We start from the raw sequence: 16,835 nt of genomic DNA on the forward strand, positions 1-16,835 counted from the left end.
GTCGGGGGAGGCGGCGCCTCCCCCGGGGCCAGCCACAGGCGCAACCCCCACCAAGGAGGATGCACCGGCCCAGCCCCGGCGCTATACGGGCCCGCATGACCGAGAGCTTCTGGGATGTGGTGGTGGTGGGTGGCGGCCATGCCGGCACCGAGGCCGCCGCCGCCGCCGCACGCTGCGGGGCCCGCACGCTGCTGCTGACCCACCGACTGGACCGGCTGGGCGAGATGTCCTGCAACCCCGCGATCGGCGGGGTCGGCAAGGGGCATCTGGTGCGCGAGATCGACGCGCTGGATGGCATCATGGGCCGGGCCGCCGACGCGGCGGGGATCCATTTCAAGCTGCTGAACGCCAGCAAGGGGCCTGCGGTGCGCGGGCCCCGCGCCCAGGCCGACCGCACCCTGTACCGGGCAGCGGTGCAGGCCCTGCTGCGGGAGGTGCCGGGCCTGACCCTGCGCGAAGGCGCGGCGGAGGGGCTGGAGCGCGATGCGTCCGGCGCCGTCTCCGCCGTGCTGCTGGCCGATGGCGAAAGGCTGCGCTGCGGCGCGCTGGTGGTGACGGCCGGGACCTTCCTGCGCGGGGAGATCCATGTCGGGCGGCGGCGCGAAGCCGCCGGGCGCGTCGGCGATGCGCCCTCGGTCGGGCTGGCCCTGGCGCTGGAGGCACTGGGCCTGCCGACCGCGCGGCTGAAGACGGGCACGCCGCCGCGCCTGGACGGGCGGACGATCGACTGGGCCGCGCTGGAGATGCAGCCGGGCGATGCGGTGCCGGAACCGCTGTCCTGGATGACGGAGCGGATCGCCAACCGGCAGGTGGAATGCGGCATCACCGCCACCACGCCGGAAACCCACGCGCTGATCCGCGCCAACCTGCACGAGGCACCGATCCATTCCGGCCAGATCACCGGGCGCGGCCCGCGCTACTGCCCCTCGATCGAGGACAAGGTGGTGCGCTTCGCGGAGCGGGAACGGCACCAGATCTTCCTGGAGCCGGAAGGGCTGGAGGACCCGACCGTCTATCCCAACGGCATCTCCACCAGCCTGCCGGCGGAGATCCAGGCGGCGATGATCGCCACCATCCCCGGGCTGGAGCGGGCGGTGATCCTGCGCCCCGGCTATGCGGTGGAATACGACTTCTTCGATCCGCGCGCCCTGCGCCCGACGCTGGAGGCCAAGGCGGTACCGGGCCTCTTCCTGGCGGGGCAGGTCAACGGCACCACGGGCTATGAGGAAGCGGCCGCACAGGGCCTGCTGGCGGGGCTGAACGCCGCCGCCCGGGCCGGGGGCGGCCGGGAGGACCGCCTGCTGCTCCGCTCCGAGGCCTATCTCGGCGTGCTGGTGGACGACCTGACGACCCAGGGGGTGAGCGAGCCCTACCGCATGCTGACGGCGCGGGCCGAGCATCGCCTTTCCCTCCGGGCCGACAATGCCGGGCTGCGCCTGACGGCGCTCGGCCTGCGCTGGGGCTGCATCGGGGCGGAACGCGCCGCCCGCTTCGCCGAGTTCGGCCGGGCGGTGGAGGCAGCCCTGCAACGCGCCCGGACCGAGAGCGCGACGCCCAGCGCCCTCAACGCCACCGGCATCCCGGTGAACGAGGACGGCAAGCGGCGCACGGTGCTGGAGGTACTCTCCCTCCCCGGCACCGATGCCGGCCTCGCCTTCCCCTGGCTGCGCGATCTCGCCCCGACCGTCCTGGCACAGTTGGAGGCCGAGGCGCTCTATGCCCCCTATCTGCGGCGGCAGGAGGCCGAGATGCGGCTGCTGGAACGGGAAGAGCGCCTGCGCATTCCCGAAGGTCTGGATTTCAGCGTGGTCCCCGGCCTGTCCACCGAGATGCGGCAGCGCCTCGATGTCGCCCGCCCCGCCACGCTGGGCAGCGCCGGTCGCGTGCCGGGCATCACCCCGGCGGGCCTCGCCGCGCTGGCTGGCCATCTGCGGCGCATGGCCGACAGGCCCCGCGGGGTGGCGGCATGACCACGGTTCCACGTGAAACGCGGGAACGGCTGGATGCCTATGCCGCGATGCTGCTGCGCTGGAACGAGCGGATCAACCTGATCGCCCCGCGCGATGCCGCCGAGTTCCGCACCCGGCATATCGAGGATTCGCTCCAGCTCCTCCCCCTCCTCCCCGACAACCAGGCGCCCGGTGCCGATCTCGGCTCGGGCGGTGGGCTGCCGGGCATGGTGCTGGCCCTGGCCGAGCCGGGGCGACTCTGGAACCTCGTGGAGTCGGACAAGCGCAAATCCGCCTTCCTCCAGGCCGTGGCCGGGGAGCTGGGGGCCAGGAACATCACCGTGCATCCGCGCCGGATCGAGGACACCACCCTCCCCCCGCTGGGCGTGCTGACCGCCCGCGCCCTGGCGCCACTCCGCCTGCTGCTGCCCTACGCGGCGCATTTCCTGGCGCCGGAGGGCATTGCCTTGTTTCCGAAGGGCAAAACCGCCGAGGCCGAGTTGACCGAGGCCACCCCCTCATGGTCCATGGCGGTGGAACGGTTCCCCAGCGGGACCGACCCTTCCGCCACTCTTCTCCGCATCTCCGGGATACGACGTGCCGGCCTCTGATACCTCTCCCCGGCGGCGTGGCCCCGGTTCCTTCCGACCGGCCCACCGCCTTGCCCTCGCCAACCAGAAGGGTGGCGTGGGCAAGACCACGACGGCGGTGAACCTCGCCACCGCCCTGGCCTCCACCGAGCGCGTGCTGCTGATCGACCTCGATCCGCAAGGCAATGCCTCCACCGGCCTCGGCAGCCCGCGCGCCCAGCGCGGCGCCGGCACCTATGCGCTGCTCACCGGCCAGAAGACCCTGGCCGAGGTGATCGCCCCGACGCAGATCCCCAACCTCTCCCTCCTCCCCGCCGACGCCGATCTCGCGGCCGCGGAGGTGGAGCTGGTGAACGAGGAAAAGCGCGAGCGCCGCCTCGTCGAGGCGCTCGATGCCGGGGGCGAGGTGCTGAAGGACTACGACCGCATCATCTTCGATTGCCCGCCCTCCCTGGGCCTGGTCACGCTGAACGCGCTGGTCGCCGCGCATTCCGTGCTGGTGCCGCTGCAGGCCGAGTTCTTCGCGCTGGAAGGCGTCTCCCAGATCGCCCGCACGCTGGACCGCGTGCGGCGCGGCCTGAACCCGGGGCTGGAGCTGGAGGGCATCGTCCTGACCATGGTGGACCGGCGCAACAACCTGTCCGAGCTCGTCGGCGCCGATGTGCGCTCCTTCTTCAAGGACAAGGTCTTCGAGACCACCATCCCCCGCAATGTCCGGGTCAGCGAGGCGCCCTCCCACGGGCTGCCGGTGATCCTCTACGATTCCCGCTCGGCGGGCGCGCAGGCCTATATCCGCCTCGCCGCCGAGCTGCTGAAGCGCGAACGCGCCCGCAAGCGCACGGCAGGCCCTGCTCCCGAGGAGGAAAAAGCCGCCGAGAAGGAGACCCCGTGAAGAAGCCTGCCCGTCTCGGCATGGGCCTGTCGGCCCTGCTGGGTGATGCCCCCGTCGCCGTCGCCACCACCGCCTCCCCCAGCGACCACCAGCGCATGCTGCCGATCGAGGCGCTGGAGCCCGGCCCCTTCCAGCCGCGCGGCCCGATGGAGCCGGAGGCCCTCCAGGAACTGGCGGAATCCATCCGGGAGCACGGCATCCTCCAGCCGATCCTGGTGCGGCCGAAGCCCGGCAGCAGCGGCGTCTGGCAGATCATCGGCGGCGAGCGCCGCTGGCGCGCGGCGCAGCTCGCCAAGCAGCACGAGGTGCCGGTCGTCGTCCGCGACTTCGACGACCGCACCGCCATGGCGGCCGGCCTCGTGGAGAACCTGCAGCGCGAGGACCTGAACCCGCTGGAGGAGGCGATCGGCTACCAGCGCCTGCTCGACGATTTCGGCCTGAAGCAGGAAACGCTGGGCCAAGCGGTGGGCAAGAGCCGCAGCCATGTCGCCAACACGCTGCGCCTGCTGAACCTGCCGGACAAGGTGCGCGCCCTGCTCTCCTCCGGCTCGCTCACCGCCGGCCATGCCCGCGCCCTGCTGACCGCCGACGATCCCGTGGCGCTGGCCGAGCAGGTGGTGACCCGGGGGCTGAACGTCCGCCAGACCGAGGCCCTGGCCGCCGCCTCCCCCGCCAAGCCCAATGCCGCGCGCGCGGTGTCCGACCCGGAGACCAAGGCGCTGGAGAAGGATCTGGGCGAGCGCCTCGGCCTGGGCGTGGCCATCCGGCGCTCCGGCAAGGGCGGCAAGCTGGTACTGTCCTGGCGGGATCTCGACCAGCTCGAAACCGTCCTGCGCCTGCTGAAGCCCGGTACGGCGCCGCATCCGGGCGACGCCTGACGCCGGGCGGCTGCCCGCGCGAGATCAGATGAGCGGATGGCGGGGGCGTGGCGAGGCTCCCGCCAACCGCGTCCGGCCCCGGGGCCGGACGCCCTCCGCCTTCCGCGCCGCCAGGGGTTCCGGCAGTCGCGGGCCGCTGGAACGGGTCCGCAGGTCGCGGGCCGCCTGCTCCAGCACATCCCCGAAAAGCTCCAGCACATCGGGATGCAGCTCTTCCAGGAGACGCTGGATGCCTTCGACCACCAGCCAGTCCCGGACCAGCCGGGCCTCTGCCTCCTCGGCGGAAGGCAGGCGAGTGGTTCCCCTGTCGGCCAGGGCCGGAACCGGCCCTTCAGGCTCCAGGGAGGAGATCAGCGAGGGCTGCGGCAGGGCTTCGCGCATGTCTGGCTCCGGGCTCGATGAAGATCATCGAACGTGCGGGGCAGGATGCGGGCCTTCCCCGGGCATGGCTGTATCGGACCGCACAGAAAGGCCTTCTTCCGGCCATCTTTCGGGCCGATCTGGCGGCAGCGGGCTGCGTCAGCGCCGGGCGAGCGCCGCCGCCCTCCGGGCCAGGGCCATCACCGCCTCCCGCGCGACGGCGCGGTCAGGCACCGGCTTTCCGGTGCCGCCGGATTTCACCCGCGCCTCGGCGCGCAGCAGCATCGCGCCCATCTCGGCCAGGGCAGGCGGCCGCCAGATCCGCAGCGCGCGTTCGAAACCGGGCTTGTCGCGAAAGAAGACCGGGGGACGCAGGGCCTGCATGGCCGTGCCGGGGGGCTGCCCCGCCGCCACGGCCAGTGCCGCCAGATGCAGCCTCTGCACATGCCGCAACGCGGCGCGGATCGCCGCCACCGGGTTGAGCCCTTCGGAAAAGGCGCCATCCAGCAGGGCATCGGTGCGGGGCACGTCGCCCGCCGTGGCGTTGAGCAGCGCCTCGCCGATCTCGGCGCTGATCCCCTCGTCCAGGCAGGCGAGGACATCTTCCTCCCCCACCATGCCGCCGGGGCCGACATAGAGGGCGAGCTTCTCCAGGCTGCGCCGCATCAGGCGGCGGTCCTCGCCCAGCCGTTCGCTCAGCCAATCTAGGGCGGAGGGCTCCACCTTCACCCCTTCCTCGCGCAGGATCTCGCCGATGCTGGCGGTCAGCGCCTCGCCGCGCTCGCGCCAGCATTCCACCGCCACCGCCTCGCCCGGCCCTTCGGCCAGGGCCCGCAGGCGGGAGGATCGCGGCAACTCGCCCGCCTCCAGCACCACCAGCGCCTCGCCGCGCCCGGCCAGCACCTCCCGCGCCGCCGGGGCCAGGGCATCCGTGGCATCGCGCACGCGCACGAAGCGCCGCCCGCCGGTCATGGCCAGCGCCGCCGCCTCGCCCGCCAGGGCGCCGCCCCGCTGCGCCTGGTCGCGTGCCAGCTCCGCCACGCGGAAGGGATCGTCACCGCCCACCACGGCCTTCAGCAGCGCATCGGAACGCTCCCGCACTAGGCCAGGATCGTCACCATAGAGCAACACGAGCCGCGCGGCGCCGGGATCGCGCAGGAAAGCGGCGACGCGGCGGGCCTCGATCTTGGGCATGGCGCCGCTCCTTCAGCTCCGCCGACGGAAGGACCGGATCAGGCCTTCCGGCTCGCCGCCTGCGACGACAGGGCGATGGCGACCTTCTCCACGATGTCGCTGGAAATCAGGTCGATCAGCCGGCGCTGCGCCGCCTCGGAGGCGACATCGGCCGCGAAGAACTGGTTGTCCGGCAGGTTCCAGGCATCAGCGCTCGTCTCGGCGCCGCTGGCCACCAGCACCGGCGGCACCGCGGCCGTATAGAGCTGCCAGGGAGCCGTGACGACATAGCGGGAGCGGGTGGCCGCGCCATCCCGGCGGAAGCCCTCCTGCTCCACGCCGATCTGCAGCGCGGCCCTCAGGTCATAGCGCGGCGTCACACCATAGCCGGAGCCCAGCCGGTGCTGCAGCGTCCGGCGCAGGAGCTGCCCGCTGCGCTCGGGGATCAGGGCGACCTGCACGGAGGCCAGTTCCTCCCGCGTGGCACCGGCGGCGGCCGACTGGCCGCCCGGCGCATAGAGCGGACGGAAGCCGCAGCCGCCGAGCAGCCCCGCCACGCCGCCCATCGTCACACCCAGAAGGGCCCGCCTGCTCCAGCGCTCGCGCAAGTCTTTCCCCCTCAAACGACGAAGTTGACGATACGGCCGGGCACGTAGATGCGCTTGCGCACCGGCTTGCCGGCGATGGCGCGCTGCACGTTCTCCTCGGCCTCCGCCGCCGCGACCACCGCGGCTTCCCCGGCCCCCGCCGGCACCTGGATCGTGGCGCGCAGCTTGCCCAGCACCTGCACGGCGATGGTCATGCTCTCCGCCACCAGCAGCGCCGGATCGGCCTCGGGCCAGCCCAGCTCCGCCACCAGCTCCGCCCCACCGGGGCGCAGCATCGACCACAGCTCCTCCGCCAGATGCGGCATGGCCGGGGCGATCAGCCGGGCCAGTGCCTCCAGCCCCTCGCGCCGCGCGGCACCGTCGGCATCCTTCGCCGCTTCCAGCGTGTTGGCGAATTCGTGGATGCGGGCCACGCCGACATTGAAGGCGAAGCTCTGCCAGGAATCGCTCACTGCCGCGATGGTGCGGTGGGTTGCCTGGCGCAGCGTCCGGCCGGCTTCACCCGGCTCGACGCCCGGCGCAGGCAGCTCGCCCACCGCATTGCTCACCAGCCGCCACAGGCGCTGCACGAAGCGGTGCGCGCCGGTGACGCCGCCTTCCGACCATTCCATGTCGCGGTCCGGCGGGTTGTCGGACAGGATGAACCACCGCGCCGTGTCGGCGCCGAAGCGGTCGATGATCGCGCCCGGATCAACCGTGTTGTTCTTCGACTTCGACATCTTCTCGCCGCGGCCGATCGTGACGGCCTCGCCCGTCGCCTTCGCCGCGGCGGTCCCATCGGGGGCGATCTCCACCTCCTCCGGATAGAGCCAGCGCCCGTCTGCGGCGCGGTAGGAAGCGTGCGTCACCATGCCCTGGGTGAACAGCCCGGCGAAGGGCTCGGGCGTGGCCACCTTGCCCATGCCGTGCAGCGCGCGGGTGAAGAAGCGCGAATAGAGCAGGTGCAGGATCGCGTGCTCGATGCCGCCGATATACTGGTCCACCGGCATCCAGTGGTTCACCGCCTCCGCCACCAGCGGCGTCGCCGCGCGCGGCGCGGTGAAGCGGGCGAAGTACCAGGAGCTGTCCACGAAGGTGTCGAAGGTGTCCGTCTCGCGCCGCGCCTTCGCGCCGCATTGCGGACAGCTCACATGCTTCCAGGTCGGATGGTGGTCCAGCGGGTTGCCGGGCTTCGAGAAGTCCACATCCTCCGGCAGCCGCACCGGAAGCTGCTCCGCCGGCACGGGCACGACGCCGCAGGCCTCGCAATGGATCGCCGGGATCGGGCAGCCCCAGTAGCGCTGGCGGGAGACACCCCAGTCGCGCAGGCGCCAGTTCACCACGCCACGGCCGGCGCCCTTCTCCTCCAGCGCATCGATCGCGGCGCGCTTGGCGGCGGTGGTGTCCAGGCCGTCCAGGAAGCCGGAATGGATCATCACGCCATCCTCGGTGAAGGCGGTATCGCCCACCGTGAAGGAAGCGGCGTCCGCGCCCTTCGGCAGCACCACCGGCGTGACGCCCAGCCCGTATTTCCGCGCGAAGTCGAGGTCGCGCTGGTCATGCGCCGGGCAGCCGAAGAGCGAGCCCGTGCCGTATTCCATCAGCACGAAATTCGCGATCCAGACAGGGAAGCTCACACCCTCGATGAAGGGGTGCCGCACCCGGAAGCCCGTGTCGAAGCCGCGCTTCTCCGCCTGCTCGATCGCCGCCTCGGAGGTGCCGGCGGAGCGGCATTCGGCGATGAAGGCGGCAGCCCCCGGATCGCGCGCCGCGGCCGCGGCGGCCAGCGGATGCTCGGCGGCGACCGCCAGGAAGCTCATGCCGAAGAGCGTGTCCGGCCGGGTGGTGAAGACCTCCACCTCCGGAATGCCGTCCACCGGCTCCTCCAGCGCGAAGCGCACGCGCGCCCCCTCGCTGCGGCCGATCCAGTTCGCCTGCATCGTCCGCACGCGCTCGGGCCAGCGCTCCAGCCCGTCCAGCGCCTGCAACAGCTCCGGCGCGAAGCGGGTGATGGACAGGAACCACTGGCTCAGCGACTTCTTCTCGACCGGCGCGCCGGAACGCCAGCCGCGCCCGTCGATCACCTGCTCGTTGGCCAGGACGGTGCCGTCCACCGGGTCCCAGTTGACCCAGCTCTCCTTGCGCTCGACCAGCCCGGCCTTCCAGAAGTCCAGGAACAGCGCCTGCTGCTGGCCATAGTATTCCGGGTCGCAGGTGGCGAACTCGCGGCTCCAGTCCAGGCTCAGCCCCATGCGCTTCAGCTCGGCGCGCATCGCGTCGATATTGGCATAGGTCCACTTCGCCGGATGCACGCCGCGGTCGCGCGCCGCGTTCTCCGCCGGCAGGCCGAAGGCGTCCCAGCCCATCGGGTGCAGCACGGCATGGCCGGTGGCGCGCTTGTGCCGCGCGATCACGTCGCCCAGCGTGTAGTTCCGCACATGCCCCATATGGATCTTGCCCGAGGGGTAGGGGAACATCTCCAGCACATAGGCCTTGGGCTTCGTGCCGTCGGGCACGTCGGGAACGGCGAAGCAGCCGCGTGCCTCCCATTCCGCCTGCCAGCGCGGTTCGGCAGCGGCGAAGTCATAGCGGGCGGGCGTGGAGGCGTCAGTCATCTCGTTCCGGCTGTCTCAGCAGAGGCGCGGCCGGGGTCGCCCGGCCTTTCCGGAAGCCGCCGCCGGGCCGCGAAGCCCCGTGGGAAAGCCTGGAAGAGCCCGGCATCCGGCCGGAAGTGCCGCCAGGATTAAGCCGCCTGGAAGACGGTGGGAAGGGCGAGGATCGGGAAGCAGAGTTAACCTTTCGGATTGCATCCTCTAGGATAGGAAGCGAAAATCGAAACACGTCTCAGTTGTGGAACCTGAATGACCTCTGTCACCGCGTGCCGGACGCAACCGGCATGCACCGGCATGGCGGAAGACGCGGCCGGCCGCCCCGAGGACTCCCAGGTGGCCGGAAGCATCCCGCATGGCACGACGGGGGCCACGGCATCGCCATCGTCCGCCGCCCCATCCTCTGCCCCATCCTCTGGGCCCTCCAACGAGGACCGCGCGGCGGCCCATCGCTTCCGGGCGGTGGTGGACAATGTCGCCGAGGGGATCGTGGTGGCGGATGCGGCCGGCCGGATCACCTACGCCAACCGCAAGATGTTCGACATCCTGGGCTGGACGCCGGAGGATCTGCTGGGCCGCAACGTCGCCATCCTGGTGAACTCCCAGGAGGCGGGCCAGCACCACGGCTACATGACGCGCTACCGCGAAAGCAGGGCGCCGCGCGTCATCGGCATCGGGCGGGAAACCATCGCCCGGCATCGCGACGGGCGGCCGGTGCCGATTCATCTGAGCCTGTCCGACGTGGAGATGGACGGCGGGCAGCACTTCGTCGCGGTGATCCGCGACAACACGGCCCTGCACGCCGCCGCCGCCCGCATCGAGCGCCTCGCCTATGTGGACGAGCTGACGGGGCTGCCCAATCACGGCCGGCTGCGGGAGATGCTGGCCGCGCATCTCGGACGGCCTGGCGCCACCGCCACGCTGCTGCGGCTGCGGATGGAAGGGCTGGACAAGATCGTCGCCGCCACCGGCCGGCAGACCGGGCAGGAGGCCGTGCGCGCCGTAGCCGGGCGGATCACGCCGCTGCTGCCCGGCGATGCCCTGCTGGCGCGGTCGGGGGAGGAAGGCTTCGACATCCTGCTGACCGATCCCGTCGCCCAGTCCCAGGCCGAGGCCCTGGCGTCGCGGATCGGGGAGGCGATGGAAGGCATGGCCCTGGCGCCGGGCGGCACGCCGCTGCCCGCCCTGGCCATCGGCCTGGCCCGGGCGCCGGAGGACGGCCCCTCGGCCGAGGCGCTGCTGGAGGCCGCCACGGTGGCGCTGCTGGAGGCCCGGCCCCAGACGCCGCGGGGAGCCTCCGGCCAGGTCCGGCGCTTCGTCGCGCCGATGCGCGCGGCGACCCGGCACCGCTTCGCCCTGTTCCAGGACCTCCACCGGATGCTCGATGCCGGGCCGGAGGCCGGCCTCTTCGTCGAGATCCAGCCCCGCTACACCGCCGCCGGCAAGGCGCTGACCGGCGGCGAGGCCCTGATGCGCTGGCGACGGGCGGATGGCCGCCTCGTCCCGCCCGGGGAGTTCATCCCGGTGGCCGAGGAGACCGGGATGATCCGCGGCCTGACCGACCGGCTGCTGGAACGGGTCGCCCCGCTGCTGCCGGTGCTTCCGCCCGGGCAGCGGATCGGCATCAACCTGCCGCCCATCTGCCTCGCCAACGGCCATTTCGCGGCGCGGCTGGAGGAAAGGCTGGCGCATTGCCGCAGTTCCGGCGACCGGCTGGTGATCGAGGTGACCGAGGGTGCGCTGGCCGGGGAGCCCGCGCCGCTGGAACGCAACCTGACGGCGCTGCGCCGGATCGGCTGCCGCATCGCCATCGACGATTTCGGCACGGGCTATTCCTCCCTGTCGCGGCTGCGCGACCTGCCGATCGACGAGCTGAAGATCGACCGCTCCTTTGTCCAGGCCGCCGCCACCGGCCCGCGCGGGGCCGATTTCCTGCAGGCCATCGCCGCCATGGGCCTGGCGCTCGGCCTGCATCTGGTGGCCGAAGGGGTGGAGACGGAAGCCGAGCTCGCCATGGTGCGGCAGGTCGGCTGCCACGAGGTCCAGGGTTGGCTCTGGGGCCGTGCCATGCCGGTGGAACGCTTCCTGGCCCTGCCCACGGCATGATCCTGGCGTCGTGCCCGGCGGCTGCCCCCGGAGGCAAGGCTCCGCCTCGCCCCCGGAACCCCCACTCCGCCGGGGACCGGAGCCGGTTGCCGGAGAGCCATGCTCTCCGGCGCGATCCGGCCGCGGCAAGCGCCAACCCACCGGGTCAAGGGCGCGCAGCGTCCTGGCGGATAAGGGGGGCGGGGGGAAAAGGCGGAGCCTTGTCCCCCGGGACAGAGCGACGCCGAACGCAAGGACCCGCCGGCAGGGGCTCGCCTTTCCGCCGATCCGGGGCACCATGGCGGTCATGAACCAGCCCGCTTTCGGTACGCCCTGGCCCAGCCCCGCCGCCGCCGGCTTCGACCCCACCCGCTTCGCCCGCGTGCTGAACCGCGCGCAATCCCTGGGCAGCGAGGGGCTGCTGGTGCTGCGGGAGGGCCGCACCGTCGGCAGCATGGGCAACCCGGCCTGGAAGGCGAATACCCGCTCGATCCGGAAATCCATCCTCTGCGCCCTGATCGGCATGGCGGTGGCGGAAGGACGGATGGACCTGTCGGCGACGCTGGAATCCCTGGGCATCGACGACCGGGAGGGGCTCTCGCCGGTGGAACGCGGCGCCACGGTGTACGACCTGCTCACCGCGCGCTCCGGGGTCATGCATCCGGCCGGCTACGAGAGCGACTGGATGAAGCAGATCAAGCCGCCGCGCCACGCCCATCCGCCCGGCACGCGCTGGACCTACAACAACTGGGACTTCAACGCCCTCGGCACGATCTACGAGCGCACGACCGGCCAGGGCATCCCGGAGGCCTTCGCCGACCGGCTCGCCGGGCCACTGGGGATGCAGGATTTCGCGGCCGGCGACGCCTTCCATGTGCCATCGGCCGAAAGCCTCCACCCGGCCTATCCGATCCGCCTTTCCGCCCGCGACCTCGCCCGCTTCGGCCAGCTTTGGCTGCAGGAAGGGCAATGGGGGGAGGAACAGCTCGTGCCGGCCGACTGGGTGCGGGCCTCCGTGCGGCCCATCTCCAATGCGGGCGATGACGGCGCCTATGGCTGCATGTGGTGGCTCTGCCGCGACGGCATCCACCTGCCCGGCGTGATCCTGCCACGCGATGCCTATTCGGCGCGCGGCTGGGGCGGGCATTTCCTGCTGGTGCTGCCAAGCCTCGCCCTGGTCGTGGTCCATCGCGCGCAGACGGAAACCGAACCCTTCCGCACCGTGAGCAAGCCGGCGATGGGGCTTCTCACCGCCGCGCTGCTCGACTCCCTGGTCTGAGGAAACGCCCCATGGAACTCGATTCGCTGTTGCTGGAACGCCGGGTGGACGCGCTGCTGGCCCCCTGGCGGGATCGTGTGGGGCCCGGCGTGGCGCTGGGCGTGGTCCGCAAGGGGGAGCTGGTGCTGCACCGGGGCGCCGGGCTCGCCAGCATCGAGCACGGCGTGCCGATCGGACCGGGCACCCGCTTCCGCATCGCCTCGGTCAGCAAGCAGTTCACCTGCGCCGCGATCCTGATGCTGCGGGAGGAAGGGAAGCTCTCGCTGGACGACCTGGCGCGGCGGCACCTGCCGGACCTGCCCGATCTCGACCCCGGCATCACCGTCGCGCACCTGATGCACAACACTTCCGGCATCCGCGACATGCTGGAGATCCAGCGCCAGGGCGGCGCCGATCTCGGCACGGCGGTGGACCAGGCCACGCTGCTGGAGGGCATCCGCCGCCAGCGCCGGCTGAACTTCGCGCCCGGGTCGCGCTTCCTCTACAGCAACAGCAACTTCCTGCTGCTCGGCCGCATCGTCGAGCATCTGTCCGGCGAGCCCCTGCCCGCCTTCCTGGAACGGCGGATCCTCGCGCCGCTGGGCATGAGCGACACGCGGATGGTGGAGGACCCCTACGAAGCGGTGCCGCATCTGGCCACCGGCTATCGCCCCGGGGAGGGCGGCGGCTGGGCGCGCGCGCCGCACGGCTTCCGCATCGGCGGGGAGGGCGGGCTGGTGTCCAGCGTCGAGGACCTGGCGCTCTGGGACCGCAACTTCACCACCCGGCGCCTGGGCGCGGACTGGCTGGACGCGCTTTCGGAGCAGACGCCCTTCAACAACGGGCACGAGAACTTCTACGCACGCGGCCTGATCGTGCGCGGCTATCGCGGGGTGCGGACGGTCGGGCATTCCGGCCTCTGGCCCGGCTACCGCACCGAGTTCCTGCGCGTGCCCGGCCACGAGGTGACGGTGATCGCTATCACCAACGACAGCACCGCCGATCCCGGCGCCCTGGCGAAGCGGGTGCTGGACGTGATCCTGGAGGAACGGCCGGGCATCCGCCCGGCGCGGGCCCTGCCCCCGCGCGGCGAGCTGGTGGCGCTGACCGGCCGCTACCTGGACCCGGACAGCACCACCACGCTCGACATCGCGGCAACCGGGGATGGCGGGGCCACGCTGTCGCTGAACGGCCTCGCCGTGAAGGCCGTGGCGGCGCCGGACGGGCGGCTGATGTCGCCCGCCAGCAGCACCGCGCTCTTCATCCGACCGCTGGGGCCGGAGCTGATCGAGGTGGAGCAGGATGCCGGGCATGTCGCGCGCTGGCACCGCGTGGCCCCCGGTGGCGCCCTGCCACCCGGCCTCGCCGGCACCTGGCGCAGCGAGGAGATGGACGCGGTCTGGACCATCGCGCCGGAGGGCGACGGCTTGGCGGTGCGGGTGCGCGGCCCAGTGGTCTCGGCCGGCCCCTGGCGGGTCGAGGCGGTCGAGGGCGATGTGGTGCGCGTGCATGTGCCGGGCACGCTCATGGATGGCTGGCTGGACGTGCGGCTGCTGCGCGACGCGGCCGGGGCGCCCATGGGGCTGGAGGTCCATGGCGGCCGGGCAAAGCGGGTGGCCTATCAGCGACTCGGCTGAAAGCCGGTGCGGGAAGCACGGCGCCGGATGTGGAACGGGGGGAAAGGCCGCGACTTTCCCCCCGGATCAGGGAGCGGTTCCGGCAGGCGGGCGCCTCAGCCCTTCCCCGCCTTGGCCTTGGCCAGTTCCTCCTTCACCGCGGCCAGTTCCTCGCGCAGCAGCTCGACCTCGCTCGGCGGGGCGGAGCCTTCGCGGCGCGTGCCGCTGAAGGGGCTGAAGAGGGTCATGGCGCGTTCCATCATCGCCATGTTCTGCTTGCCCAGCTCCTCGAAGCCGGCGAAGGGCGTGGGGAACGGGGTCAGGCCGCCCATCGCCTCCACGGAACGGCGGATCTGCTCCTGCTGCTGAGCGAAGCCGGTCATCACCGTTTCCAGGTAGCGCGGCACCACGGTCTGCATGTTGCCGCCATAGAGGCCGATCAACTGGCGCAGGAAGGAGGTCGGCAGCATGGCGCTGCCCTTCGATTCCTCCTCGACGATGATCTGCGTCAGCACCGAGCGGGTGATGTCGTCGCCCGACTTGGCATCATAGACGACGAAGTCGCGCCCGGCCCGGACCATCTGGGCGAGGTCCTCCAGGGTGACGTAGGAGCTGCTCTCGGTGTTATAGAGGCGGCGGTTGGCGTATTTCTTCACCACCACCGGCGGCTTGGCCGGCTGGGAAGGCCCCTGGCCCGGCGCCTGACTGGACCCGGTGGCGTCGTCATCCGGCATTTCGCGGAGCCTCGTTGGTTCGACCATGTGGGCACCCTCCCTGTTCTTTGGCCTTCATGCTAGCCCCACTATGCGGCGGCGCGAAAGGGTTGTGCGCAGGAGGATGGATGTCGCACCCCGATGAGGGGGATCGGGAGCATGAGACGCGGACGCTGGAACAGCTGGCCGAGGACTGGATCACCCTGTGGCAGACGGAAATCGCCGGATGGATGACCGACCCGGAGCTGGCGCGGATGCTGGCCGCCTGGATGTCGCAGGGCGCGGCAGGCTGGGCCGGCGTGGCTCCAGGCGGGAATTCCGGCGGGACATCCAACGGCCCTCCCAATGGGCCGATGGGCATGCCCGGCGCGGGATGGCCCACGGGATGGCCCGCAGGGGGCTGGCCCACGGGAGGTTGGCCCATGGGCTGGCCCGCCGCCGGGGCGATGCCGCCTCATGAGCTCGGCCCCTTCGCAGCCTTCTTCCGCGCCCAGCCCCCAGCCGGACCCTCCGGCTTTCCGCCGGGGGCCGCGTCCCCTGCCCCTCCACCTCCTGCTGGCGGGGTGGCGGGCGCAGCTGGCGCTGGCGATGGTTCCGCCGCACTCGTCGAGATCCTCCTGCGACGCGTGGCAGAGCTGGAGCGGCGCCTGGCCGGTCTCGGCCCGGACCCGGCGGGAGGCGCTGCGCCTGCTGGGCGACCTCGACGCGTCCGGGTCAAGCGCCGATGAGCTGCGGGCCGCGGTGGCGCGCCGCATCCTCGACCTCGACTCGGGGCTGATCGGCGGCCTCGCGGCCTATCGCCGGCAGCCGCCGTCCCCGGACCGCCCGGGGCATCCCGTCCTCTGGCAGGAAGGCGCCAGCCGGCTGCTGGACCATGGGTCGCCCGGGGCCACCGGCCCCACCCTGCTCTTCGTGCCCTCCCTGGTGAACCGGGCCTGGGTGCTGGACCTGATGCCCGGGCATTCGATCCTGGCCTGGCTGGCGGAACAGGGCGCGCGCCCCCTGCTGCTGGACTGGGGCTATCCCGGCGATGTGGAGCGGGGGATGGACCTGACCGGCTTCGTCGCCGGGCGGCTGGAACGCGCCCTGGCGGCGGCGCCCGGGCCGGTGGTGCTGGCGGGCTATTGCATGGGCGGGCTGCTGGCCCTGGCGGCGGCGATGCGGCGGCCGGACCGGGTGCGCGCCCTCGCCCTGCTCGCCACGCCCTGGGACTTCCATGCGGGGGATCAGGCGCCCCGCGCGCGCAGCCTCGCCGGCCTGCTGCCGCTGCTGGAGCCGATGCTCGCCACCACGGGCACCCTGCCGGTCGAGGTGATCCAGGCCCTCTTCGCCCAGCTCGATCCGTTCGGCGTGGCGCGCAAGTTCCGCGCCTTCGCCCGGCTGAAGCCGGGTTCCGAGCGGGCGGCGCATTTCGTGGCGCTGGAGGACTGGCTGAACGACGGCGTCCCCCTGCCCGCCCCGGTGGCGCGGGAATGCCTGGGCGGCTGGTACGGGCAGAACACCTCCGCCCGCCTGCAATGGCGCGTGGCGGGCGAGGCCGTCGATCCGGCGCGCTGGCAGGGCCCGGCCTTCGTGGCCATCCCGCACCGCGACCGCATCGTGCCGCCCGACAATGCCCGCGCCCTGGCCGAGGCCCTGCCCGGCGCGGTGCGGCACGACGCGGCGGCGGGGCATATCGGCATGGTCGCCGGGCGCACGGCCGAAACGGCACTGTGGCGGCCGCTGCTGGACTGGGTGCGCGGGCTGGGATGACCGGGCGGCCGCGCGCTGCCTTCGTGCGGGCTCAGGGCCCGATGCGCCGGCTCCGTTCCCGCAACGCCTGGACGATGCCGAGCAGGCTGATCCCGACCCAGAAGAACTCCATCAGCGCCGAGGCGAGGTTGAAGTTCCGCGACAGGGACAGGGCGATCAGCCCCGAACCGCAGAGGTTGATGAGCGGGAAGGCCAGGCCGGTCGCGGCCAGGAGACGGGCCTGGGTCAGGAAGTAGGCCGCCACCACCATCAGCGTCCCGATGGAGCCCACGAGATCCACCAGGGTCAGCCGTTCCAGCAGTTCCGTCATCCCGCCCCGTCATCCACTTCGCAGCCGGCGCGCTCTACAACGGAGCACGGATCGCCGTACAGG

General features: G+C 72.3%; 14 protein-coding genes. 8 read left to right on the top strand and 6 right to left on the bottom strand.

What is annotated here, in order from left to right; translation table 11 throughout:
• The first annotated feature begins 95 nt into the window (after positions 1-95).
• The 4 genes from mnmG (at position 96) to RGI145_RS18610 (ending at position 4,309) form a co-directional block, all read left to right on the top strand.
• Complete coding sequence (gene mnmG / locus RGI145_RS18595) at positions 96-1,970, top strand: tRNA uridine-5-carboxymethylaminomethyl(34) synthesis enzyme MnmG (RefSeq protein WP_075799548.1); 1,875 nt, start codon at positions 96-98, stop codon at positions 1,968-1,970.
• Entirely contained in the window at positions 1,967-2,560 is a 594-nt protein-coding gene (gene rsmG / locus RGI145_RS18600) for a 16S rRNA (guanine(527)-N(7))-methyltransferase RsmG (protein WP_075799549.1), read from the top strand. The genes mnmG and rsmG overlap by 4 nt, the downstream gene beginning before the upstream one ends.
• A gap of 76 nt (positions 2,561-2,636) precedes the next feature.
• Positions 2,637-3,431, top strand: coding sequence for a ParA family protein (locus RGI145_RS18605; RefSeq protein WP_237183132.1), 795 nt, complete (start codon positions 2,637-2,639; stop codon positions 3,429-3,431).
• Positions 3,432-3,451: 20 nt separating this feature from the next.
• Positions 3,452-4,309, top strand: coding sequence for a ParB/RepB/Spo0J family partition protein (locus tag RGI145_RS18610; protein ID WP_075799551.1), 858 nt, complete (start codon positions 3,452-3,454; stop codon positions 4,307-4,309).
• A gap of 24 nt (positions 4,310-4,333) precedes the next feature.
• Here RGI145_RS18610 and RGI145_RS18615 read toward each other — a convergent pair whose 3' ends face one another.
• The 4 genes from RGI145_RS18615 to leuS form a co-directional block, all read right to left on the bottom strand.
• Positions 4,334-4,690, bottom strand: a complete 357-nt coding sequence (locus tag RGI145_RS18615; RefSeq protein WP_075799552.1) for a hypothetical protein — start codon at positions 4,688-4,690, stop codon at positions 4,334-4,336.
• A gap of 138 nt (positions 4,691-4,828) precedes the next feature.
• Positions 4,829-5,863 (bottom strand): DNA polymerase III subunit delta, encoded by a 1,035-nt coding sequence (gene holA / locus RGI145_RS18620; protein WP_075799553.1) that lies wholly within the window; start codon positions 5,861-5,863, stop codon positions 4,829-4,831.
• A gap of 38 nt (positions 5,864-5,901) precedes the next feature.
• Positions 5,902-6,450, bottom strand: coding sequence for an LPS assembly lipoprotein LptE (locus RGI145_RS18625; protein WP_156878600.1), 549 nt, complete (start codon positions 6,448-6,450; stop codon positions 5,902-5,904).
• Positions 6,451-6,461: 11 nt separating this feature from the next.
• Positions 6,462-9,044, bottom strand: a complete 2,583-nt coding sequence (leuS, locus tag RGI145_RS18630; RefSeq protein WP_075799555.1) for a leucine--tRNA ligase — start codon at positions 9,042-9,044, stop codon at positions 6,462-6,464.
• Between the two features lie 291 nt (positions 9,045-9,335).
• Between leuS and RGI145_RS18635 the strand changes: the two genes are divergently transcribed.
• From RGI145_RS18635 to RGI145_RS18645, 3 genes are all read left to right on the top strand, one after another.
• Positions 9,336-11,144: a putative bifunctional diguanylate cyclase/phosphodiesterase gene (locus tag RGI145_RS18635; RefSeq protein WP_075799556.1), complete on the top strand. Its 1,809-nt coding sequence runs from the start codon at positions 9,336-9,338 to the stop codon at positions 11,142-11,144.
• Between the two features lie 286 nt (positions 11,145-11,430).
• Positions 11,431-12,402 (top strand): serine hydrolase domain-containing protein, encoded by a 972-nt coding sequence (locus RGI145_RS18640; protein ID WP_075800195.1) that lies wholly within the window; start codon positions 11,431-11,433, stop codon positions 12,400-12,402.
• An 11-nt stretch (positions 12,403-12,413) separates the two neighbouring features.
• Positions 12,414-14,018 (top strand): serine hydrolase domain-containing protein, encoded by a 1,605-nt coding sequence (locus tag RGI145_RS18645; RefSeq protein WP_075799557.1) that lies wholly within the window; start codon positions 12,414-12,416, stop codon positions 14,016-14,018.
• Between the two features lie 95 nt (positions 14,019-14,113).
• Here the strand turns inward: RGI145_RS18645 and phaR are convergent, their stop codons facing one another.
• Positions 14,114-14,758 (bottom strand): polyhydroxyalkanoate synthesis repressor PhaR, encoded by a 645-nt coding sequence (gene phaR, locus RGI145_RS18650; RefSeq protein ID WP_208863898.1) that lies wholly within the window; start codon positions 14,756-14,758, stop codon positions 14,114-14,116.
• 540 nt (positions 14,759-15,298) lie between these two features.
• On the opposite strand from phaR, the gene RGI145_RS18655 reads away from it, so the two are divergent.
• Positions 15,299-16,462, top strand: coding sequence for an alpha/beta fold hydrolase (locus RGI145_RS18655; RefSeq protein ID WP_335740088.1), 1,164 nt, complete (start codon positions 15,299-15,301; stop codon positions 16,460-16,462).
• A 31-nt stretch (positions 16,463-16,493) separates the two neighbouring features.
• On the opposite strand, the gene RGI145_RS18660 is transcribed toward RGI145_RS18655, so the two are convergent.
• Positions 16,494-16,772 carry a CBU_0592 family membrane protein gene (locus tag RGI145_RS18660; protein ID WP_075799558.1) on the bottom strand — a complete coding sequence of 93 codons (279 nt, stop codon included), beginning with the start codon at positions 16,770-16,772 and terminating at the stop codon, positions 16,494-16,496.
• Positions 16,773-16,835 lie beyond the last annotated feature (63 nt).

Source organism: Roseomonas gilardii, from assembly GCF_001941945.1.
GTDB lineage: Bacteria > Pseudomonadota > Alphaproteobacteria > Acetobacterales > Acetobacteraceae > Roseomonas.